The organism is Hanstruepera ponticola (assembly GCF_012931685.1).
GTDB classification, from domain to species: domain Bacteria; phylum Bacteroidota; class Bacteroidia; order Flavobacteriales; family Flavobacteriaceae; genus Hanstruepera; species Hanstruepera ponticola.
This window is the reverse complement of record NZ_JABANC010000001.1, coordinates 978,169-1,003,111: the sequence shown is the minus strand read 5'-3', so window position 1 is coordinate 1,003,111 and position 24,943 is coordinate 978,169. Positions and strand designations below refer to the sequence as shown.

The following is a 24,943-nucleotide window of genomic DNA, read 5'->3' as shown; positions in this document are numbered from 1 at the left end:
GGTTTTACCAGGCATTTTAATTTATAAATTTTATGAAATTTAATATTTAATCAATCTAATTACTTTAGAGTTTTTAGCTTGTTTAACTTTAACAATATAAACTCCTCCATCTAAATCAGATCCAAATGTATGCTTTTGATCTGGTCTGAATGTAGCAGTATGAACTAACTTATTACTCATATCATAAACATATACAACTGCATCATTATTAACATCTGGAGAAATAATTCTCATATCAAATGTTGTGTTTGATGGGTTTGGCCATGCTACAGCATCAAATTGACTTTCTCTGTTTTGAGGGGAAACATCATCATATACTGGGCATGGGTCGCATATATCAGCTGCATTCCAAATAACATTGTTAAGACCGTGAACTTTATTAGCAATAAATAAACCAGTCATGTAAGTTGGTTCAGGGTTATTACTATTCACATTAGATCCTTTAGCTAAAATTTGACCTGTTGAATAAATGACTGCGTTCACGTCAGATCCTTTCTCAATATGAACATCATTATTAACATAGAATGTTATAGCATTTCCATTGGAATTGATAGTTCCATATTTTGCTAACATAAACATGCTATTCAAATATACATTGGAACAACCTTCAAACTCTACAGTAGCTCCTTCGCTTGTTTTTAATCTGTTAATAAAGACGTTTGGTTGTGAGAAAATAACGGTTGCTCCTGCTCTTACCCATACTTCATCATAAACTTCTCCATCAAGTGTTTGTGTATCTCCATTAGAAATTCTAACAGTTTCACTATTATTACTTGAAAGCGTATTATAAATAAAATCAGGCATGATTGGATTTGCAGGATTGTTTATTTCTTCACCAATCGTACTACCTTGGTTAAGTGTAAATGATGTAGCTTGACCAAAATCTTCGATATGACTATCTTGATGTAACTTAATTTCACCGTTTGCACTACCTACTCCAACACCACCCGATTGAACAGCATTATTGCCATGAAGGAAAACTTCATTTGATGCAAAAATTGTATAATCAGATAAAGGTGTTCCTTCAATAATACTAGTCACTAAATATTCAGCGTAAGTTGTACAACCTGTTTCTGAAGTCACTGTAACACCATAAGTTCCATTTTCGGTAACAGTAATACTTTGGGTGTCTTCACCAGTAGACCATTCATAAGTCACAGGCACGTCACTTTCAGCCGTTAAAATTACACCTTGACAGAATACTGAAAGTGGTTCTTCAGTAATTGATAATTCAGGAATAACACCTTCAACAGTAACTGTTGCCTCGCAACTATTCTCATTTCCATTTACATCTACAACAGTAAGCGTTACTGTATTATCACCTATTTCTTCACAAGAGAAATTTTCTGTAGAAACACTCATTGATGCAATTCCACAAGCATCACTACTTCCTAAACTAATAGCATCAAGGTCTGCAGCTGATAATGTATAACTTCCACTTGAGTCTAATGAGACTGTAATGTTGTTACAAACAACATCAGGCATTGTGTTATCTTCCACAGTAACTGTTGCTGTTGCTGTTGATACATTTCCTGCAACATCAACTACAGTTAATGTCACTGTATTATCACCAACGTTATCACAATTGAAAGTATCTATGTCAATTGAAATTGATGCAATTCCACAATCATCTGATGATCCATTATTGATATCTTCAGCAGTAATAGTTGCATTACCTGAACTGTCTAACTCAATTGTAATATCTTGAGCAATTGCCACTGGAGGCACATTATCCTCTAATGTAATTGTCTCTGTTGAACTAGCAGGACAAGGACCTGAAGTTGTATATTCTACAGTATAGGTATTACCTAATGTTCCATTGGTTATCGTACCTGTTGTTTCATTAATCTCTGCTCCATCGCCTGGCTCTGGATTAAAGGCAAATGTACCTCCAATATTACCGGTTATAGTTGCTGTCGCTTCGGTACATGTTGAATCTAATGTAAATGATGCATCTTCAGCTGGCAATACAGTTACTGTCTGTGTGCTACTAGCTGGACAAGGTCCTGAAGTAGTGTATTCAACTGTATAGGTTGCTCCTGGTGTTCCATTTGTAATGTTGCCATTAGAATCAATTTGAGCACCATCTCCTGGTTCAGGGTTGAACGCAAATGTTCCTCCTGCATCTCCAGTTACCGTTGCAGTAGCACCATCACAAGTTGCTTCCAATGCAAACGATGCATCTTCAGCATCTAAAACTGTTACATCTTGTGTGCTAGTGGCTGGACATTCTCCAGTTGTTGTATATTCTACTGTATAGGTAGTTCCTGGTGTTCCATTAGTTATTGTTCCATTAGAATCTATTTGGGCACCATCGCCTGGCTCAGGGTTAAAACTAAATGTTCCTCCAGCATCTCCAGTTATGGTTGCAATCGCACCATCGCAAGTAGCTTCTAGTGTAAACGAAGCGTCTTCTGCAGATAACACCGTAACATCTTGTGAACTGCTTGAAGCACATTCACCAGCTGTAGTATATTCTACCGTATAAGTTGCTCCTGGTGTTCCATTAGTTATAGTTCCATCAGAATCTATTTGGGCACCATCGCCTGGCTCAGGGTTAAAACTAAATGTTCCTCCAGCATCTCCAGTTATGGTTGCAATCGCACCATCGCAAGTAGCTTCTAGTGTAAACGAAGCATCTTCTGCAGATAACAACGTTACATCTTGGGTACTACTTGCTGGACAATCACCAGCAGTTGTGTACTGAACCGTATAAGTAGCGTCTGGAGTTCCGTTGGTAATTTCACCTGTTTCAGCATCAATTTCTGCCTCATCTCCTGGCTCTGGATTAAAACTAAATGTTCCTCCAGTATCTCCAGTGATGGTAGTTGTAACACCGTTGCAAGTTGAATCCATAGTAAAGGACGCATCTTCAGCATCCAATACTGTAACATCTTGAGTACTCACTGAAGGACAGTTTTCATCGCCTAGTGTATATTCAACTGTATAGGTTTCTCCAGGAGTCCCTCCTGTTATAGTTCCAGTACTTTCATCTATTTCAGCTTCATCATCTGGTTCAGGGTTGAATGCAAAGGTTCCTCCTTCATCTCCGGTTATAGTTGCAGTACCACCATCACAAGTTGCTTCCATTGTAAATGAAGCATCGCCTCCGCCTCCGCCAGTATGACTTACAACTACATCATCTGTAACTGTAGCTTGACCACCTGTACATAAATCATAAGTTACGGCAAACGTATAAGTTGTTGTTTCTGTTGGAGATACCGTTACAGTATCTTCTGTTCCAACAACAGTACCTTCATCATCTAACCATTGTAATGTATAATTAGGCGTTCCAGATGGAGAGAATCTCCAAGATTCTGGTTCATCAACTGTCCAAACACCCATGTTTCTACCTGGAGGTGATACACCTTGTGTATCATCAACACTCTGTAATCCAACTACTGCTAAACCATCATTCCAAGCTGTACAAGTTGGCTTACTTAAGATATGTATATCAATATTATTTGATGACTCATGAAGTACAATTTGAGTGGTAGATGTATTTGAATTACATTGAGATCCAAAATGACAAACAGCATTATAATTAACAACAAACTGTCTGTAAGGAGAAGAACCAAGTACAACATAATCAATACTTCCACAAACACTTGGGTCAATATCATGACCTACACCAAAGATATTTCCTTCAGTAATAGATGGGTTATCATTATTTGGTAAAGTATCTTCAGGATCAAATGCCCAACCATTTCCAGTGTTGGCAAACTCTGTTTCAAAACTTAAAACACCATTAGAACCTACAATAATTTGATCATAAGTCCCTCCGTAGAAACAAAACTCGAACCCTAAATCAATAACTTCAGACCACACATCATCCGTTTCAACACTTGTTGGTGTTGCTCCATCAACAGGAGGTGTTGGACATGTATCAATAGCATTTATATCATAGTTTTCAGTGTCTTGACCATAAAGATGGAAATTAGCCGTCAATTCCGCATCTGGATTTTCACAATCCACTGCCGTATCCTCTCCAGCATATGCTATAGAACAAGGGTTTGGTGGTGGTGGGCATAAAAATGATAACGGATTACTTTCAATGATACAGTTAGGGTCATCAGTATTTGCCGCTGTTATAATAACATTTGTATTAGCCGCAAAAGGGCCAAAAGTAACCGTTCCAACTCCATTTAAAACTTGTGGTGCTCCACCTTGATTATCAGAAATTGTAATTGATTCAGCACTTCCCATATCAGTGACATCAACACTAACCTCAAATACTGGGTTGTTAGGGTCAGTAATACAATCACCATTTACCACATCAAAACTTACGGTTTGTGGCACACACGTTTGACACCAAACGTCAAAATCCCATATCTCTCTACTGCCGCTTGAACAACTCACAGAACCGTCAGCTTCTGCAAAAACTATAATAGTATCACTCGTGGAAGTAAATGCAAGACCTGTTAAATCTCCACCATTTCCAGTTCCTTGATACAATACTGTACCATCTCCTTCTTCGATTCTTAATGTATCACAACATGTTTCTATCGTTCCAGAGTTGAATAAGATATTTAATGGGAAACCTGAAGAACTTTGGAAACTATACAATTCAACATATACATTATTCGTACCATTTTCGTAACAATGGGTTGTATTTACTACTTGTCCAGCATCACAATCAACGATTTGGAATGGATCTGATCTTACCGTGAAGCTTTCTTCAGTACAGTCAGTTGCATTACCATTATCATTGTAAGGAATAATTGTCACATAATATGTCGTATCGTAATCTAATGTACCTGGATCATATGTTAAGACATTTCCAACATCAACACCATTTAGCACATCAGTACCTCCTGGCGTAGTACCCATATTAATAACATATCCTGTAACAATAATAGAAGCTGGACTCCAATTTAGATCTTCATCTTCATCAACATCAATTGATCCATCTGCTACTTCACCAGTTAGGGCTGCATTACAGTTGGGCACTGCTGATACATCTATACATGATACATCAAAATCCCATTCTATTCTACTGCCACTTGAACAGCTCACTGAACCATCTGCTTCAACAAACATAACTATTCTATCGGTTGTAGAATTTAATGATAAACCTGCTAAATTTCCGGCAGTACCAGTACCTTGATAGATTACAGTTCCATCTCCTTCTTCTATTCTAATGGTATCACAACAGGTTTCAATAGTTCCTGAATGGAAAAACATGTTTAACGGATTACCATTAGAACTTTGGAAACTATATAATTCAACATATAAGTTATTTGTACCATTTTCGTAGCAATGAGTTGTATTCACAATTTGCCCTGATTCACAATCAACGATTTGATTTGGATCTGGTCTAGTAGTAAAGCTTTCCTCTGTACAATCTGTTGCATTACCGTTATCATTATATGGTATAATAGTAACGTAGTACGTTGTTTCATAAGCTAAAGTACCTGGGTCATAGGTAAGAACATTACCAACATCAACACCATCTAATACATCAGTACCTCCTGGAGTCGTTCCCATGTTGATTATATATCCTGTAACAAAAACAGATGCAGCACTCCATGTTAAATCTTCATTTTCACTTACGTCAGTTGTTCCATCTTCAACTTCACCTGTTAAGGATGCATTACAGTTTGGCAGTGCTGTAGTATCGACACATGAAACATCAATATCCCATTGTGTATAGCCACTTGTTGTACAGCTTCCTACACCATCTGAATTAATAGCAACTGCTATAGTGCTTCCTGAAGAAACAAATACCAATCCTGCTAAATTTCCTGCATTACCGTAGCCATTGTATAATTCGGTTCCATCAGAATCAGTAACTATCAACTCATCCCAATTGTTCTCTACCTGACCTGCGTTAAACACAACTGATAAAGGTGAACCATCACTACTAGCATAATTGAATACCATCGTGTCATTTGGACCGTAACAGTAAGTTGTGTTTACAACTTCTCCAGTTGAACAATCAACTATTTGATTAGGGTCGTCTCTTGTTGTAAAGCTCTGTTCATTACAATTAATCGCAGGACCATTATCATTATATGGTACAATAGTTACATAATATGTGGTTTCATAATCTAATGTCCCCGGATCATAAGTTGTTGCTGGTCCGTTGTCAAAACTGTCTAGTATATCTGTCCCTCCTGGTGTAGTTCCTATCGAAATTGTATAACCAGTTACAATGATTGAAGCTGAACTCCACGTGATGTCTGTGTTTTCATTAACATCAACCGAACCATTCGCTGGTGTTGTTAATACTGAATTACAGTTTGGTACAGCCGTAGTATCTATACAGGATACATCAAAATTCAATGGTGTATAACCATTAGATGCACAACTCACTGAACCATCACTATCTATCTCTATGAATATAAATCCTGTTGTGGAATTAACAGAAACACCTGTCATATCTCCGCCATTGTTGTCATCATATAATACTACTCCTGTGTTATCTGTACCATCATAAATGGTAACCTCATCACAACAGCCTTCCATTTGTCCAGCATTAAAAAACACGTTCATTGGACCACCATCTGAACTTTGGAAGTTCCAGGTCATCGTCTCATTGTTATCATAACAAAATACCGTGTTAATTGGTGTGCCTGCTGCACAATCTACTGGTGCATTTGGATCAGCTCCTGTTGTAAATGAAAACTCTTCACATCCTTCTGCAGGTCCATTTGCATTATAACCTAATACTGTTACATAATAAGTAGTTGAATATTCCAAAGGTGCCGCAAAATTGAAAGATGTGGATAAACCTACATCTTGATTATCTACCACATCTGTTCCGCCTGGAGTTGTACCCACAGTCAATGTATAGCCTGTTGGAATACCTGAAGCTGCACTCCATTCTAAGTTAGTGTTAATTCCAACACCATTTGCACCATTGGCTGGTGTAATTAGATTCACACATGAAGGTGGATCTACAACAACCTGTGTTGCCGTAACGTTATCTATATATATGTAATAAGTTCCTTCTAACCAAGTTGCATCTATGCGCAGCTTGAAGTCCGAGCCTGTTGGTAAATCAGCACCATCAACAGTGGTACTAAAATTAAAGCACTCGTTAGACGTAATATGATTATCATCATTGATTGTTTCAATGGTTGTCCAATTGCCACCATTATTAGTGGAGTACTGTATGCGAATTTCACCCCAACCAGGTGGTGTGGCATCAGTAGCTGCTGACCAATCGACTATTTTGTAGTCGAATGTAACGGTCAGCTCACTGGCGTTAGAGGCTCCAACAATGTTGGGTGAAGTTAGGTGGGCAGTAGTATTGCCGTCAAATAAGTTTGCTCTTGGTGAGAGTGTCTGACAAACTTGAACTACAGCTCCAAAATAATCTCCAGAATCAGACGTCCAACCTGTTGGTAGAACCAATCCGCTGTCGAAATTCTCAGTTAATCCTATTTGAGAGAACCCACAAAGTGAAATCAACCCAAATAAAATGGAAAATGTAAATTTTTTCATTGTTATTAATTGTTAGGTTTAATGACTAATAATGCAGTAGGTTGTAACTATTTTACTGGGACCGTAAAATATAGAGCCTTAAAATTAATGAAAATGATTGTTTACAGAGGAACTATATGACAAACTACTTCTTTATTCGTTGAATTGGACAACACAATATAAGCAGGAACTGTTTGTCGAAGATTATAGCATTTTCCTCTAATCAAGGAGCTGGATTTGGAATCAATTTATGGATTTCATTTATTGATTCTAAAACACTTTTATTCAAATTGACATGGATGCTATCAATATTTTCCTTTAGTTGATTCATATTTGTAGCACCAATAATATTACTGGCTACAAAGGGTTGTTGTGTCACAAATGCCAATGCCATTTGAGCAAGGGACATGTTGTTTTTAGCAGCCAATTCCATGTACTTTTTGGTTGCTTTTGTTGATTGCTCGCTACTGTAACGAGAAAATCGTGGAAATAATTTCAATCTCGAATTATCTGAAGCATTTCCTTTTATATATTTACCAGATAACACTCCAAATGCCATAGGGGAATATGCTAATAAACCCATGTTTTCACGAATGGATAGTTCAGCCATGTCACCTTCAAAAACACGATTTAAAAGTGAGTAAGCATTTTGTATGGTAACCATTCTTGGTAGATTATTTCTTTTTGATTCCTCCAGATAGCGCATGGCACCCCAAGCTTTTTCATTTGAAATACCAATATGTCTTATTTTACCATCCTTTATAATTTCATTTAAAGTATGTAAAATTTCATTGAAATTATCTTGCCATTTGTCGCTTTGGTTGTGCTTGTAATCTCTAACCCCAAAAGTATTTGTTTGTCTTTCAGGCCAATGCAATTGGTATAAGTCAATATAATCTGTTTTAAGCCTTTTTAAGCTATTATGAACCGCATCCCTTAATGCATCTCGACTAAAACCATTGGTACGAATATGTGCAGTATAGTCTCCAGGTCCTGCAATTTTTGTCGCCAAAACCACCTTGTCTCGATTGCCTGTTTTATGAAACCAATTACCAATAATACGCTCCGTTTCAGCATAGGTTTTAGCCGTTGCTGGTACGGGATACAATTCAGCCGTATCAAAAAAGTTAACGCCTTGGGCAAGTGCATAATCCATTTGCTCATGACCTTCAGATTCGGTGTTTTGATTTCCCCAAGTCATGGTTCCTAAACAAATTTTACTGACCTTAATATCTGTATGTGGTAAGTTGGTATATTTCATAAGATTGATCTTGTGATTTGAATTTCAAAAAAATTACATATCATCTAATAATTTGGTAATCTCATCTAGCTTTGGTGTTAAAATAACTTCAATACGTCTATTTTTAGCTCTTCCTTCAGCCGTATCGTTTGATGCTATTGGCGCATATTCACCTCGACCAGCCGCCGTTAAATTTTCAGGATTAATTGAACTATTTTCTCTTAAAATGTTTACAATTGCAGTAGCACGTTTTGTAGATAAATCCCAATTGCCGCTTAATTGCCCACTACCTTTATAAGGCACATTATCCGTATGACCTTCAATAAGGATTGCGATTTCAGGATTGTCTGCCAATACATTTCCTAATTGATTGACTGCTTCTCTTCCATTTGAACCAACTGCCCAGCTTCCGGACTCAAACAACAATTTGTTTTCCATGGACACATAAACCTTTCCACCGCGTTGTTCTACGGTTAATCCTTTACCTTCAAAATCAGTCAACGCACTAGATATAGCATCTTTTAAACGCTTCATTTGCGCGTCTTTTGCAGATAACACATTTTCCAATTCTGCAACACGATTAGATCGATCTTCAAGTTCTTTTTTCAGCCTTTCCAATCGCGCATTTTCAGCTGCCAAAGCTTGTTCTTTAGCCTCTAGTTGCGCCAATAATTCACGATTTTTTTGAGCATTTTCAGCAATTGAAGCTGAACTGTTTTTTTCAAGTGCATCATAGGATGCTTTTAGATTATCCAAACTAGACTTTGTAGCATTATAATCACGCTGTAATTTGTCACGTTGCGCCAACGTTTCGTCATATTCTTTTTGCAAAGCATTCAAATCATTTAAGGCTTGATTTTTTGCCTTTAGAAGGGCATCATTTTCTGAAGCAAGTTCTCTATTCTGATCTTTTAAAGTATTGTATTTACTTTCTAAATCTTTATATACTTTTGGAGATACACAGGAGCTTATCATGACGATTACTAAAACTCCTAAAATTTGTTTTTTCATTTAAAATGCTATTAATCTGTTAGTTACTTATTTCTAATAAAATAGGACAATGATCGCTATGCACTGCTTCCGAAAGTATAACGGCTCTATTTATATTTTCTTGTAAAGGTTTTGACACCATTGCATAATCCAATCGCCAACCTTTATTGTTGGCTCTAGCATTGGCTCTGTAACTCCACCAACTGTATTCTTGTTTTTCTGGATGTAAATACCTGAAGGAATCAATAAAACCACTTCTAATAAAGTTACCAATCCATTCACGTTCAACTGGCAAAAATCCTGAAACTCCTTTCATTTTGGGATTGTGGATATCTATTTCTTCATGGCATATATTGTAATCACCACAAATAATAAGATTGGGTATCTCTACTTTTAAATCATTAATATAGTTTTGAAACATATCCATGTATTCTAGTTTATGATCCAATCTAGCGTCATTGGTTCCAGATGGCAAGTATAAACTCATTACAGAGAAATGATCAAAATCTAAACGAAGGTTTCTGCCTTCAAAATCCATAGATTCGATTCCTGTTCCATATTCTATATGATTAGGCTGAACCTTACTTAAAATTGCTACGCCACTATACCCTTTTTTTTGAGCACTAAACCAATATTGAAAATGATAACCTGCTTCTTTAAAAATGTTTAAATCCAATTGTTCTTCCATGGCTTTAATTTCTTGCAAACAAATAACATCAGGATTTGCCGATTTCAACCAATCTATAAAGCCCTTATTAATTGCAGCTCTTATACCATTAACATTATATGAAATGATTTTCATCTTTAACTTATTAGAATTTCAGCTAAAATAAATAATGCGTTACTTTTACACTATTAATTTAAAGTGCTTTTAACAAAAACTATCAACAAAATATTTTGGATATAAAGTAGTTTAAGTATCAAATGAAATTAACTGCAACGCTTTTATTATTTTTTATTGGTTTTTGTGCTTTTGCTCAAGACCAAAACTCTAATTACAAAAGCAAAAAAGTGGCTGTTTCTGACACAATCGTTATCGATTCTGTAAGTATCAATTCTAGTTTTTTTTCAATCAAGACTAAAGACAGTTCTTTTGTTGACGCCTCTTTTTATAAAATTGATTTTGCCAAAGCTACTTTAACAATTACAAACCCAATCCCATCAGATTCCATAATTATAAGCTATTTACTTTATCCAGATTTTTTGACCAAAACCTACAGGCAATTAGAAGATGATATCATATTAGCCAATACAACCAATCAGCAGAAATTGTATAAGCTTTCCCAACCTAGCGAAAAATCAAATTTCACACCATTTGATGGATTAACAACTACCGGTAGTATTTCACGTGGTATCGTTATTGGTAATAATCAGAATTCGGTATTGAACAGCGAATTGGATTTACAGGTTACAGGTAAATTAAGTGAGAAAGTATCATTAAGGGCATCTATTCAAGATGCCAATATTCCTTTGCAAGAGAGTGGTTATTCACAGCGTTTGGACGAATTTGACCAGGTGTTTATTGAATTGTTTAGTGATAATTGGAAAATACGAGCTGGTGATGTGGATTTAGAAAACAACAATTCTTATTTTGGAAATTTCAGCAAACGCGTCCAAGGACTTTCTATAAATGCCCGATTAAACCATTCGGAATCTACAACCAATTTATTTGCTGCTGGTGCTTTGGTGCGAGGCCAATTTACTACAAGTCAGTTTATAGCTCAAGAAGGCAATCAAGGGCCTTATAAATTGAGAGGACCCAATGAAGAGTTATATGTACTAATTGTTTCGGGAAGCGAAACGGTTTATGTAAATGGCATACCATTAGAACGTGGTGAAAATAAAGATTACATTATTGATTATAATGCTGGCGAAATCATCTTTAATGCTACTTTCCCTATAACTTCAGAAATGCGAATCACTGTCGATTACCAATTTAGCGAGAGAAACTATTCGCGTTTAGTGGTTTTTGGTGGCGGAAATTATACAAGTGACAAATTAAAACTAGGCGTAAGTGTTTATAGTGAAAATGACTCCAAAAATAATCCGCTGCAGCAAAATCTATCTGAAGAACAGGTTCAAATATTATCTGAAGCTGGTGACGACAAGAGTTTAATGGTAGCACCTTCAAGCACACCTGAAGCCTTCAATGAAAATCGTATTCTTTATAAGAAAGAAATTATTAATGGTGTTGAAGCCTTTGTGTTTTCCAATAATCCAGATGACACGCTATTTAGTGTCACATTTTCATTAGTAGGTGAAAACCAAGGGAATTATATAGTAAGTTCAATTGATGCTATTTCAACCATTTATGAATATGTAGAGCCCATAGCTGGAATTCCACAGGGAAATTATGAGCCTATTATCCAGCTAGTCGCACCTACCAAACTGCAATTGGCTATTGTAAATGGTGCTTATACACCAACAGAAAAAACCAATATTGGCTTTGAAATAGCAGGCAGCAAGAACGATTTAAATTTGTTCTCAAGTATTGATGATGACAATAATGACGGTTATGCAGCCAAGCTCAAAATTGATCAAGCTATTGTGAAAAATGATAGTTTATGGAATATCACTGCAAATATAGACACCGATTATATCAATGAAAACTTTAGAACCATTCAGCGTATTTATAATGCGGAATTTAACCGTGACTGGAATTTAGGTTTGGAAACTGGCTCGCAGAATATTACCAACTTTGGCAATCAATTGATTTTCAAATCTGGTTTAAGCCTATTTCATACCAAAAAAGGAATTGCCAATTATCAGTTTGAACATTTAAATTACACTGATAACTTTAACGGCAATAGGCATTTGATGGGTCTTAATTTCAATTTAAATCGTTGGCGTATTATTTCAAATTCCAGTTTTTTATCGGCAACGGCTAGTACTAACACTTCTACATTCTTACGTTCCTATAATCAAGTAACCTATAGTTTTAACAAAGCTTGGACAGGAACACGAATAGGCCTGGAAGACAATGAGCAAAAAGAAAAAGAAACTAACGCTTATACACCATTGAGTCAACGATTTCAATCATACGAAGTTTTTGCAGGTATTGGTGATAGCACCAAAATATTTGCTGAAGTCGGCTACAAATACCGAACCAATGATAGCATTAGAAACAACACCCTTCAAAAAGTAAATACCTCGAATACAGTTTATTTAGATTCCAGAATTATTCAAAATAACCAAACTAATTTATCAATTTATGCCAATTATCGCGTTTTGAAAGATGTTGACGCTGATAAAGAAAATGAACAGTCTTTAAATTCACGTCTAATTTATGGGCAACGTTTTTTTGAACAACTCATTTATTGGAATACTATTTTTGAAACCAATTCTGGTACCTTACCACAGCAAGACTTTACGTATGTGGAAGTAGAATCTGGCACTGGTATTTACACGTGGATTGATTATAACAACAATGGTATTCAAGAATTGGAGGAATTTGAATTAGCACAATTTCAGGATGAAGCTGATTATATTCGCGTGCTGTTACCCAACCAGGTTTTTATTAAAACCCATCAAAATAGGTTGAGCCAATTATTGACTTTAAACCCACAACAATGGTCAAATAGCGACCACGGTTTTTTAAAAGTATTATCGCATTTTCATAGTCAAACCTCATTTTTAATTGATAGGAAAGAAAAGCGAGAGGGCAATACCTTTAACTTAAATCCGTTTGGTGGTGATGAGGCTAATCAATTGGCATTACAACAAAACTTTAGGAGTGTTTTGTTTTTTAATCGTGGGAAGCAACGCTATACAACGTCTTACACCTATTTGACAAACGCCACAAAAAACACCTTATCATTTGGTTTTATTGAAAGCAAACTGAAAAGTCATAAACTGCAGTTTACACATAAATTTGCCACCAGTTGGTTACTAAATCTGGAATCTAATTTCAACAATAACATCAGTATCAGTGAAAACTATGCCAGCAAGAACTTTGATATTGACGAAACCAACTTGAATCCCAAATTATCATACCTCTTAAATGACAACACACGTTTTGATGTATTCTTTCAATATGCCTCAAAAGAAAATACCATCAGTAATTTTGAAACCTTAAAACAGCAAAAATATGGTGCCTCGTTCACCTTTGCTAACTTTCAAAAGTCTGCCATAAGTGGCGAATTTAATTATTTCACAAATGATTTTGCTGGTAGTGCCAATACCGCTGTGGCTTATCAAATGATGGAAGGCTTACAACCAGGAAAAAACTACACCTGGAGTGTGTTGGCACAGAAAAAAATTACAAGGTATTTAGATTTAAACCTGACCTATTACGGCAGAAAATCTGAAACCAGTAAAGTGATACATACTGGGAATGTTCAGTTAAAGGCTTATTTTTAAAAAAGTGAAACAAAAAATCCCAAGTGCTAACCTGGGATTTTGATATTGAGATTTCTGCTTTTGCAGGAGTATATTACATCTTCATCAACCATTCCTTAACATCAACTTCTTTTTTAATAATGTCTCGAAGCTCGTCTATTTTAACACGTTTTTGATCCATAGTATCACGATGACGAATGGTAACACTGTTATCTTCTAATGTGTCATGGTCAACTGTTATACAAAATGGTGTTCCTGCGGCATCTTGTCGTCTGTAACGCTTTCCAACAGCATCCTTTTCATCATAAAACACATTAAAATCCCATTTTAAATCATCAACAATTTGTTTGGCAACTTCTGGCAAGCCATCTTTTTTAACTAATGGGAAAATGGCAGCTTTTGTTGGAGCCAAAACTGCTGGTAGTTTTAAAACGGTTCTTGTGGTATTATTATCTAATTCTTCTTCAACCAATGAATTTGAGAACACAGCCAAAAACATACGGTCCAGACCAATTGAGGTTTCTAAAACATATGGCGTGTAACTCGCATTTTCTTCATGGTCAAAATATTGTAATTTCTTTCCAGAATATTCTTCGTGTTGCTTTAAATCAAAATCGGTACGCGAATGGATTCCTTCTAATTCCTTAAACCCGAACGGGAATTTAAATTCGATGTCAGTTGCCACATCGGCATAATGCGCTAATTTCTCATGGTCATGAAAACGGTAATTGTCATCTCCCATTCCTAAAGATTTATGCCATTTTAATCGGGTTTCCTTCCAATAGTCAAACCATTCCTTTTGGGTACCAGGCTTGATAAAAAATTGCATTTCCATTTGTTCAAACTCACGCATTCTAAAAATGAACTGTCTGGCAACAATTTCATTTCTAAAGGCTTTTCCTGTTTGGGCAATACCAAATGGAATTTTCATGCGGCCTGTTTTTTGAACATTCAAGAAATTAACAAAAATCCCTTGAGCGGTTTCAGGACGTAAATACAAATCCATAGCTGTTTCAGCAGACGCACCTAGTTTGGTTCCAAACATGAGGTTAAATTGCTTTACATCTGTCCAATTTTTACTTCCTGATAGTGGATCGGCTATTTCAAGCTCTTCAATTAGAGCTTTGACATCGGCTAAATCTTCATTTTCTAAAGACTTGCCCATTCGTGATAGAATAGCGTTAATTTTCTCTTGGTAACCTAGAACTCGACCGTTTGTTGATATAAATTCCTCTTTATTAAAAGCATCACCAAAACGTTTTTCAGCTTTAGCGACTTCCTTATCAATTTTGGCTTCCAGTTTGGCGCAATAATCTTCTATTAAAACATCCGCTCGATAGCGCTTTTTAGAATCTTTGTTATCAATCAACGGATCGTTAAACGCATCTACGTGACCAGAGGCTTTCCAAGTGGTTGGATGCATAAAAATGGCTGCATCAATACCCACAATGTTATCATGCATTTGCACCATGGCTTTCCACCAATAGTCGCGAATATTCTTTTTTAATTCTGCTCCGTTTTGAGCATAATCATACACTGCACTTAATCCATCGTAGATTTCACTACTTTGAAATACGTAACCATACTCCTTTGCATGAGAGATTACTTTTTTAAATTGATCGTCGTTGTTTGCCATGCTGCAAAAATAAAAAACCGCTCCAATTAATGGAACGGTTTCTTGAAAAATAAAATTGATTAGTTAATTAAGTATTATCTCTGATGATCCTAATTTAAAATCATCATGAAAAACGGAAATTATATAATTTCCTCTTTTTAATTTTTGTTTTTGATTAACATTGATTTTGGTACAAACATCAAGGTTTTTATTTCTATAATTAACAGATGTTTTTCCACTGTAAATTAATTCTGAATCTCCAAAGGACACAGCACCACGATCTGAAACCACATTGTTATCTGGTCCTAAAATTTGTACATAAATATCTTTATTCCCTTCAGGTGAGAAAGCATTTTGCTGAACTGTAAAACACACTTCTAAATTATCTGCTTCAACTGCTTTTGTAGTCTCAACATCATAATTTGTATTGTTTGTAATAATCGCCGAAACATCAATATTGGCTAATTTTAAGGCTGTCACCTCATTGACAATGCTCTCAAGTTTAGCATTCTCTTCAGACAACATGGTAATTGTATTGGCTTGTATTTCCAGTTTTTCTGAAACATGCTGTGCTTCTTCAACGAGATCGTTGTTCTTATTTTGAATAGTTTGAATTTGCTTAAACAAGCTTCTTCGTTCTTGTTTTAAAACTGCAATTTCATTTTTATACTTAGAAATTAAAGGGAAATTAGCTTTTGCCATTTTCAACGAATCAAGAATAATTTGCATTCTAGATTGTGACTGTTGTAACTGTAATGCTAATTCCTTGTTATCAACACTCACCTCATCATAAAGTGCAATCATGTCCGATAATTCGTTTTGAACAAGATTAACTTCTTGTTGAACAAACTGTTCATGATTTTTAAGTGTGTTGTAACTAGAAAAACTATACGACCCTAATACAACAATGGCTATCACCAAAGTACCAATAATTAATCTGTAGTTAAATAATTGAGGGTTAACTATCATCTTAATTAATTTTATCCTACGAATCTAAATATTAAGATTGTGTTGCGTGATTTTTATCGATAAAAAGATAAAAAACTTGTTAAAAACAAAGTTGCTGGTCAAATTATATGTTTGAAATAATAAACTTGTAATATATTTATAATAAATTCTTTAATAATGTTGCAGCATCTAATTGACATATTCTTTCCAAAAGTATGTTACGCTTGTAACAATTTGCTTCATGACAATGAGCTGTATATTTGCACCACTTGCAGGCATGATTTACCGGTTACCAACTTTCATTTTAACCAAGACAAAACAGTTGAAAATATTCTTTATGGGCGATGCCAAATTGAAAAAGCCACAGCCTTACTGTGGTTTGAAAAGAAAGGTATTACCCAAAGGTTAATTCATAATTTAAAATATAGAGGTTTTGAGGAAATAGGTCAGTTTTTGGGTGATTGGCTTGGTAATGAACTTCACAATTGTGGACATTATAATAATGTTGATGCGGTCATACCTGTTCCTTTACACAAAAAGAAACAACGCAAAAGAGGTTACAATCAAGTAAGCCTATTTGGACAACAAATAGCCAAAACTCTTCAGGCTGAATTTATAGAAGATGTACTCATAAAAACAACCAATACAAATTCACAGGTTCACAAAAATCGTATTTCAAGATGGTTTAATAATCCTGAAGTTTTTAAAACCAAAAATATTGAAAGGATTGCCAACAAACATATTTTATTAGTTGACGATTTAGTTACAACTGGTGCTACCTTGGAATCCTGTATTCTGGTTTTACAAAAAGCACCTAATGTTAAAATTAGTATTGCAACAATGGCTGTGGCATCTTGATGTTTTGTTAATGATAAATATGTTGTTTCTTTGCACAAATAATTGGTAGAAATGCGGAACTTATTTTCAAATTTTATTTTCATAATAGCTTTATTGCTCATGATTTCCAATTGTGCCAATAGAGGAAGACCTAGTGGTGGAATTAAAGATGTTACACCGCCAACAATTGTTAAATCAGACCCTGAAAATCAATCGGTTAATTTTGATGGAGATGAAATTAAAATCCAATTTGATGAATATATAAAAATCAAGAACCTCCAACGCCAACTGATTATTTCTCCACCAATGGATCCTATTCCAGAAATTACTCCTTTGGGTAATGCTAGTAAAGACATAAAAATAAAAATAACGGATACACTGTCTCCAAATACTACCTATACTTTTAACTTTGGGAACAGTATTGTTGATAATAACGAAGAGAATCCTTTTCCTTACTATAAATACGTTTTTTCAACGGGTGATTATATAGATTCTCTTTCAGTTAAAGGACAAATTATTGATGCAACCTTAAAGAAACCTGATGATTTTGTGTCAGTCATGCTGTATGAAGTGGACTCTACTTTAACGGATTCTATAATTTATAATAAACAACCCAGATATATTACCAACACTCTAGATAGTACAACAACTTTCACTTTAGAAAACTTAAAAGCTGGCAAGTATTTGATGGTTGCAATAAAGGATGAAAATCAAGATTATAAATTCCAACCTAAAACAGATAAAATAGCCTTTCAAGATACTTATGTGGATGTCCCAACGGATAGCCTTTTTACGTTAAAATTATTCAAAGAGGAATTAGATCCTAAAATTATTAGACCACGATTAATTTCAGGTGAAAAAATAGGGTTTGGCTATGAAGGCCCTTATAAGAATGTCCAAATTAAAGTACTATCTGAAGTACCTGATAACTATGAATACCGTATTACAAAAGATGCCAAGTCTGACACTTTGAATTATTGGTATAAACCACGTTTAGAAGTTGATTCATTATTATTTAATGTTACTAATACTGACTACTCTGAAGATTTTACAGTTAAAATAAGTGAACAAACCAGAGACACATTAACAGTTTCTGCTTCACCAGCCGGATCCATAAATTTTAATCAAGATTTTGAAATTTCGGGCTCGGTTCCATTTACAAATTTTGATAAAGAGAAAGTACGTATTTTAGATAAAGATTCCCTTGCGGTAACTTTTTCGACCAAGTTGGATTCAATTACAAACACGTATATCTTCAACTTTGAAAAGAAAGAAAGTGAACGCTATAAGATTGAAATTCTACCTGAAGCTTTTACTGATTTTTTTGGTGACACTAATGACACTTTAAGGTATAACCTAAACACCAAAACTTTTGCTGATTATGGTAATCTGCGAGTGATTTTAAAAAATGCTGAATACCCTGCAATTGTTCAATTAGTAACAGAGCAAGGCGAAGTAAAATATGAATTATATAGCACCAAACCAGAGCCTCTTGATTTTAGGCATTTAGAAACAGGTGATCTCTTCTTAAGAGTAATCTATGATGCTAATGAAAATGGCAAATATGATCCTGGTAAATTTCTTGAAAGACGCCAACCTGAACGTGTCAGCTACTATCCTAAAATACAAGAGATACGTTCCAACTTTGATTTGATTGTAGAGTTTACATTATTGTAAACGTATCCTTATCATCGAGAAATTTGAGCTTTTCACGATAATAGGTAATGTGCTTTTTCTCAAGAGTCACAGTTTCTATTTGGTCTTTGTTTGGTCTAATAGGTGTTATGTTATTTCCTAAAACATCATATACCGCTGAATGACCACAATATTCATTTTGTTTGTCGTCAATCCCAATTCGATTAACTCCTACAGCATAACTCATGTTTTCAATAGCTCTTGCTTTTAAAAGGGCATCCCAAGCTGCAATTCTTGGTTTTGGCCAATTAGCTACGTAAATCACTACGTCATACTCTGCAGTGTTTCTAGACCAAACTGGAAAACGCAAGTCGTAACAAATTAATGGGCACAATTTCCAACCTTTATAATCAATAATAACTTTTTCTTTACCAGCCTCAAACACCTTGTCTTCTCCTGCCAAAGAAAATGTATGACGTTTATCATAAGTAACTATATAACCGTCAGGAAAAGCAAAAATCATACGGTTATAAAACTTATCATTTTCTTTTATTATAAGACTTCCCATTAAAGCAGTATCTAGCTGCATTGCATGATTCTTCATCCAAGCAACGGACTTTCCGTCCATGGTTTCAGCAACTGCTTCAGCATTCATGGTAAAAGCTGTTGTGAACATTTCAGGAAGTATAATCAAATCTATATCTGATGGTAGTTCTTCAAATTTTTGTTCGAAGTTTTTACGATTAGCTTTGGCATCTTCCCAAACTAAATCGGTTTGAATAATGGCTGTTTTTAGTTGGTTTTGCATAGTTATTTTTGATGCTTAAGTCTGTTTAAGTTTCTTTTCTGTTTTTATAATATTTTCATTTAGTTTATCTAGTTTCTTTAACCATTTCTCTTCAGCATCTGCGTCAAGCTTTCCTTTGGCTTTAAGTTTTTGGTATTTAGATTGATTATCTTCATACTTCTCTTTAGCATTCTCTAAATTTTTTCTAGCTTTTTCTTTCTTTTGGTGTTCTTTCTCTGCCTTTTTGTGCTTTTTTTCAGCACGCTTCATTTCTTTTTCAGCTTTTTGGTGCTCTTTGTGAATGGCTTTAGTTTCTTTCTCACTCAATCCTTGAGCAGATAGATTAAAGCTAAACATTATCAATGCCAAAAACAAAATTATTCCTTTCATGTATTAATTCATTTATTTGTGAATATAAAGCTTTAGACACAATAATTTAAGATTAGTAACACGAATTATATTTTATTTAATATCTCGGCAGCTTGCTCTAATATTTCATTGGTTTTAGCAAAACAAAACCGCAACATTTTATCATCCTTTCCTTGCTCATTAAAAACAGACATGGGTATAGATGTCAAACCATTGTCAATAGTTAGTCTTTTCGAGAATTCAACATCACTTTCATTTGTAATATCTGAAAATCCTAAAACCTGAAAATACGTTCCTTGAGATGTATTACATTGAAACCTTGAGCCCTGAATTAATTTTAGAAAATAATCACGCTTTTCTTGGTAAAACTCTGATAATTCTAAATAATGACTTGGTTCTTGCAGATAATCGGCTAATCCTTTTTGCATGGGGTGGTTAACCGCAAATACATTAAACTGATGCACTTTTCTAAACTCATCCATTAAGTCTTTAGGTGCGCAACAATATCCCATTTTCCAACCAGTATTATGAAAAGTCTTTCCAAAAGAAGCTACAATAAAACTACGTGATTTTAAATTAGGAAACAGACAAGCACTTTGATGTTTTAGTCCATCAAATATAATATGTTCATACACTTCATCACTTAAAACAATGATATCTGTATTTTCCGTAAGTCTCTGTAGCTGTAACATATCTTGTTCAGATAACACAGTTCCACTTGGATTATGTGGCGTATTGATAATAATCATCTTGGTTTTATGGGTTATAGTATTTTTAACTAATTCCCAATCAACACGATAATTTGGTGCATGTAATGGAATAGACTTCACAACTCCTCCAAACAACTCAACACTGGGTTCGTAACAATCATATGCTGGCTTAAAAATTATTACCTCATCATCTTGTTTTATAAAGGTTGAAATAATTGTGAAAATGGCCTGCGTAGCTCCTGCCGTAACTGTGATTTCAGTTTCCGGATGATAGGTTACATTGTACAAGTGTTCAAACTTCTTTGAAATAGCTTGACGCAATTCTGAATTTCCTGGCATAGGTGCATATTGGTTATAACCAGAATTCATGGCTTTGCAGACTAAATCAATCAGTTTCTGGTCACTTTTAAAATTAGGAAATCCTTGAGCTAAATTAATGGCATTATGCTTATTAGATAAAGCACTCATCACCGAAAAAATACTATCCCCAACATGTGGTAATTTTGACTTATAACTCATATTTGTAAAGGTAATAACTTCAATTAACAATTTTATAACCAGAACTTTTTATCTTTGAAAGATTCAAAATTTATACACTATGAAATTATTCAGAATTCTTTTTCTTTTTATTACACTTCAAGTTTCAGCACAACAAGGTGGTATGTGGATTCCTTCGTTATTGGAAGGCATGAACGAGAACGAAATGAAAGCTTTGGGCAGTAAGTTAACCGCTAAAGATATTTATGACGTTAATAACTCCAGTTTAAAAGATGCCATTGGTCATTTTAACGGTGGTTGTACAAGTGAAGTAATTTCCCCAAAAGGGTTAGTCTTAACTAATCATCATTGTGGTTTTAGTCAAATTCAATCGCATTCTTCATTAGAAAACGATTATTTAAAGGATGGTTTTTGGGCTATGAATTTAGATGAAGAATTACCAAACGAAGGTCTGTTCATTGAGTTTATTGTTCGCATTGAAGATGTTACTGACCAAGTTTTAGTAGGTGTAACCGAAGAAATGACCGAAAAGGAAAAGCAATCGACCATTGATAAAAACAGTAATAGCCTACAAGCTGAAGTAAAAAAAGAGGCTTGGCAAGACACTAAAGTCAAGTCATTTTACAAAGGCAATCAGTATTTCTTATTTGTAACAGAACGTTATGAAGATATCCGCTTGGTTGGTGCACCACCAAGTAGTATAGGTAAGTTTGGTAGTGATACTGACAACTGGGTATTCCCAAGACATACGGGTGATTTTTCACTGTTTAGAATTTATGCCGATAAAAACAATCGTCCTGCAAAATATAGTGAAGACAACGTACCATTCAAACCAAAACACTTTTTACCAGTTTCTTTAGATGGCGTTGCCGAAGGCGATTTCACAATGGTATTTGGTTTTCCAGGTCGTACCGACGAGTACCTTCCAGCCGTTGCTATTGAGCATATTACAAAAGACTATAATCCAAGTAATATTGCTATTCGTGAAGCAGCTTTAAAAGTTATTGATGCACAAATGAAAGCTGATGACGAAGTGCGTATTAAATATGCATCCAAACAAGCACGTATTGCTAATGCTTGGAAAAAATGGATTGGTGAAAATTTAGGAATCGAAAAAAGTAATGCGGTTGCTGAACGCAAAGCATTTGAAGCCACATTCACTAAAGCTTTAAAAGAAAAAGGACTTGAAGACAAGTATGGCTATATCTTACCTGAATTTGACAAACTATATAAAGATTTTGCTGATGTCAATGTTAAGCGCCGAAATTTCATTGAAGTGTTTTTGGTAACCAATGAATTGATGCAAATGACGTTTAGAGCCTATCAGGTTGAACAATCGTTAAAACAGAATCCAGATAATATTGAAAAAGATAGAGCCTATATAACAGGTCTATTAAGTGGCATTCACAAAAACTACGATGTTAATGTGGATAAAGGTGTTTTTGAAGCCGTAATGCCTTTGTATAACAAAACCAATATTGACCCAAACATTTATAACAATACTGCTTTTACCAATTTGGATAGTGCCTTAAAATTATTTGAAGGTTCAGCAGAAGACGTTATAAAAAAACTTAACGAAGATGCTGCCTATGCTTACGCCAAGCCAATGATTGAAGAATTCTATACATCTATTAATGTGGAGTTTGAACAAAAAAACGAACCGATAACTGCGCTTCAAACCGAGTACATGACAGCATTAATGAAAGCCTTACCAAATGCTCGTTATTTCCCAGATGCCAACAGCACATTGCGTGTTACTTATGGACAAGTACGTGGGTATTCACCAAGGGATGCTGTGTATTATCAGCCAGTTAGTTATTTGGATGGTGTTATTGAAAAGTATGTACCAGGCGATTATGAATTTGATGTGCCACAAAAATTGATTGATTTATATGAGGCAAAAGATTACGGACAATATGCCGATTCTAACGGAAAAGTGCCAGTTTGTTTTTTAGGAACAAATCACACCACAGGAGGAAATTCAGGTAGTCCGGCTATTGATGCTCATGGTAATTTAGTTGGTTTGAATTTTGATCGTGTTTGGGAAGGCACCATGAGTGACATGAATTACGATCCAGAAATTTGCCGAAACATCATGGTGGATTTACGTTATGTATTGTTTATTGTTGATAAATATGCAGGAGCTAAACACCTGATTGATGAAATGAAATTGGTGCATCCAAAGAAGTAATTTTCACGTCAGTTCGATTGGTTTTCTGTCAGATTGAGCCTGTCGAAATCAAAGAAAATTGTATCGAGAACTTAACAAGACTTCTTGATACGATTTCGTAATAACGAAATCACTCGAAGTGACTGTTACCATTTAAACTTTATTATGAAAAATAAGATAATTATAATTTTTTGTGCTTCATTGTTATTGACCAACTGTAAATCTGTTATGAAAACAGCATATGGCATTAAAGATCCAGCAGTAGAAAATGAAGATTCAATTAAAAAATATCTAGACAAAATAGAATTAAGCACTGATAACGTTTATGCATATAATTACAATTCCTTTTTGAAGAAAATGTTAGCAAAAACTAACTCAATTCCAGATGTATACATCTTTAATAACAAAGGAGAATACATTCCGTATGGTGATGAGTATGCCTGTAATGCTAGTGCATTTGATTTTATTGAGCAATTAAACAAAAAGGAAACCTATAAAACTTCAGACACGTATAAGTTAGAAGACATGTTAGATGGGATGATGCATTTAGATGGAACTAATGCTACGATTGACATGTCTAAAAACCATGACTTTTATATATTCTTATCTTGGGCTATCTATTCTGGAAGACTTAATAAAGATCATGTAAAGATTTGGGAAGATCAAGCTCATAATAATAAAAATGCTGATATTAAATTGATTAAATTAAATTTTGATATTCAAGAAAGTTGGGGAGAGGAAAAGATTAAAAGTTTTGGATTGTAATTAACTGCAACCAAACAAATCTTTTGCCTTTATTCAACAATCTTAAAAGATTCCATTATTTGAATAACCTCATTTAGATTGGCATTAAAGTCCTTTTCCAACACGGAATAATGAATTATATAGTCTCGGTTTTTATAATTAAACAACAAATCTAGATTCATTAGATTTTGCCCTTCTTGAATGGATTTTCGTTTAACAATATAATATTTCCCATAAATTTCATGAACACTTTCATCATAAACTGGAGTAAACTCTGTCTTAACATTTAACAAGGGGTAATGGTTTCTAAATGCTTCTTCAATATTCTTACTATTGTAACTTGGGTTGTCATACATAGCTACGTAAAGATTATTTTTATAATGATTCTTACTAAAATTCAATAGCGATTTTGGAGAAAACATTAGAATATCATGAAATCCTTTATATCCACACCACGTTTTAGGAATTTTTAATTCAAACCCTTTTGAATTTAATACCGATTTAGTTTGGTTGTCACTTAAACAAATGTAATTTTTAATCTTTTTATAATTGACTTCTTGACTAAATCCATAGTAAGTAAAAAGAACAAATAGGACATTAATTAATTGAGGCTTGCTAAAAATCATTTTTGTTT

Annotated in this window: 15 protein-coding genes; 5 read left to right on the top strand and 10 right to left on the bottom strand. The window is 34.7% G+C overall.

Annotated features, from left to right (window positions below; all coding sequences use genetic code 11):
- Nucleotides 1-39 precede the first annotated feature (39 nt).
- The 4 genes from HGK31_RS04410 to HGK31_RS04395 form a co-directional block, all read right to left on the bottom strand.
- A complete protein-coding gene (locus HGK31_RS04410; RefSeq protein ID WP_191858648.1) occupies nt 40-7,449 on the bottom strand; it encodes a T9SS type A sorting domain-containing protein in 7,410 nt (2,469 codons plus the stop codon).
- A 202-nt stretch (nt 7,450-7,651) separates the two neighbouring features.
- A complete protein-coding gene (locus HGK31_RS04405; RefSeq protein ID WP_191858647.1) occupies nt 7,652-8,689 on the bottom strand; it encodes an NADP(H)-dependent aldo-keto reductase in 1,038 nt (345 codons plus the stop codon).
- Between the two features lie 33 nt (nt 8,690-8,722).
- Nucleotides 8,723-9,679 (bottom strand): OmpA/MotB family protein, encoded by a 957-nt coding sequence (locus tag HGK31_RS04400; protein WP_191858646.1) that lies wholly within the window; start codon nt 9,677-9,679, stop codon nt 8,723-8,725.
- Nucleotides 9,680-9,698: 19 nt separating this feature from the next.
- Entirely contained in the window at nt 9,699-10,460 is a 762-nt protein-coding gene (locus tag HGK31_RS04395; RefSeq protein WP_191858645.1) for an exodeoxyribonuclease III, read from the bottom strand.
- A 122-nt stretch (nt 10,461-10,582) separates the two neighbouring features.
- Here HGK31_RS04395 and HGK31_RS04390 point away from each other — a divergent pair, with 122 nt between their 5' ends.
- A complete protein-coding gene (locus HGK31_RS04390) occupies nt 10,583-14,017 on the top strand; it encodes a hypothetical protein (protein WP_191858644.1) in 3,435 nt (1,144 codons plus the stop codon).
- Between the two features lie 73 nt (nt 14,018-14,090).
- Here HGK31_RS04390 and HGK31_RS04385 read toward each other — a convergent pair whose 3' ends face one another.
- Both HGK31_RS04385 and HGK31_RS04380 read right to left on the bottom strand, forming a co-directional pair.
- Nucleotides 14,091-15,632, bottom strand: coding sequence for a glycine--tRNA ligase (locus HGK31_RS04385; RefSeq protein ID WP_191858643.1), 1,542 nt, complete (start codon nt 15,630-15,632; stop codon nt 14,091-14,093).
- A gap of 63 nt (nt 15,633-15,695) precedes the next feature.
- A complete protein-coding gene (locus HGK31_RS04380) occupies nt 15,696-16,580 on the bottom strand; it encodes a hypothetical protein (protein ID WP_104735333.1) in 885 nt (294 codons plus the stop codon).
- 156 nt (nt 16,581-16,736) lie between these two features.
- Between HGK31_RS04380 and HGK31_RS04375 the strand changes: the two genes are divergently transcribed.
- Entirely contained in the window at nt 16,737-17,417 is a 681-nt protein-coding gene (locus HGK31_RS04375; RefSeq protein WP_191858642.1) for a ComF family protein, read from the top strand.
- A gap of 99 nt (nt 17,418-17,516) precedes the next feature.
- Nucleotides 17,517-19,073 (top strand): Ig-like domain-containing protein, encoded by a 1,557-nt coding sequence (locus HGK31_RS04370; RefSeq protein WP_233450979.1) that lies wholly within the window; start codon nt 17,517-17,519, stop codon nt 19,071-19,073.
- Here HGK31_RS04370 and HGK31_RS04365 read toward each other — a convergent pair.
- The 3 genes from HGK31_RS04365 to HGK31_RS04355 form a co-directional block, all read right to left on the bottom strand.
- Complete coding sequence (locus HGK31_RS04365) at nt 19,060-19,839, bottom strand: amidohydrolase (RefSeq protein ID WP_191858640.1); 780 nt, start codon at nt 19,837-19,839, stop codon at nt 19,060-19,062. The two genes, HGK31_RS04370 and HGK31_RS04365, sit on opposite strands and share 14 nt — an antisense overlap.
- Nucleotides 19,840-19,854: 15 nt before the next feature.
- A complete protein-coding gene (locus tag HGK31_RS04360; RefSeq protein WP_191858639.1) occupies nt 19,855-20,208 on the bottom strand; it encodes a hypothetical protein in 354 nt (117 codons plus the stop codon).
- A 65-nt stretch (nt 20,209-20,273) separates the two neighbouring features.
- Entirely contained in the window at nt 20,274-21,416 is a 1,143-nt protein-coding gene (locus HGK31_RS04355) for a methionine aminotransferase (protein WP_191858638.1), read from the bottom strand.
- 79 nt (nt 21,417-21,495) lie between these two features.
- Between HGK31_RS04355 and HGK31_RS04350 the strand changes: the two genes are divergently transcribed.
- Nucleotides 21,496-23,586 carry a S46 family peptidase gene (locus tag HGK31_RS04350; RefSeq protein WP_191858637.1) on the top strand — a complete coding sequence of 697 codons (2,091 nt, stop codon included), beginning with the start codon at nt 21,496-21,498 and terminating at the stop codon, nt 23,584-23,586.
- 207 nt (nt 23,587-23,793) lie between these two features.
- Complete coding sequence (locus HGK31_RS04345) at nt 23,794-24,330, top strand: hypothetical protein (protein ID WP_191858636.1); 537 nt, start codon at nt 23,794-23,796, stop codon at nt 24,328-24,330.
- Between the two features lie 29 nt (nt 24,331-24,359).
- On the opposite strand, the gene HGK31_RS04340 is transcribed toward HGK31_RS04345, so the two are convergent.
- Nucleotides 24,360-24,935 (bottom strand): hypothetical protein, encoded by a 576-nt coding sequence (locus tag HGK31_RS04340; protein WP_191858635.1) that lies wholly within the window; start codon nt 24,933-24,935, stop codon nt 24,360-24,362.
- Nucleotides 24,936-24,943 lie beyond the last annotated feature (8 nt).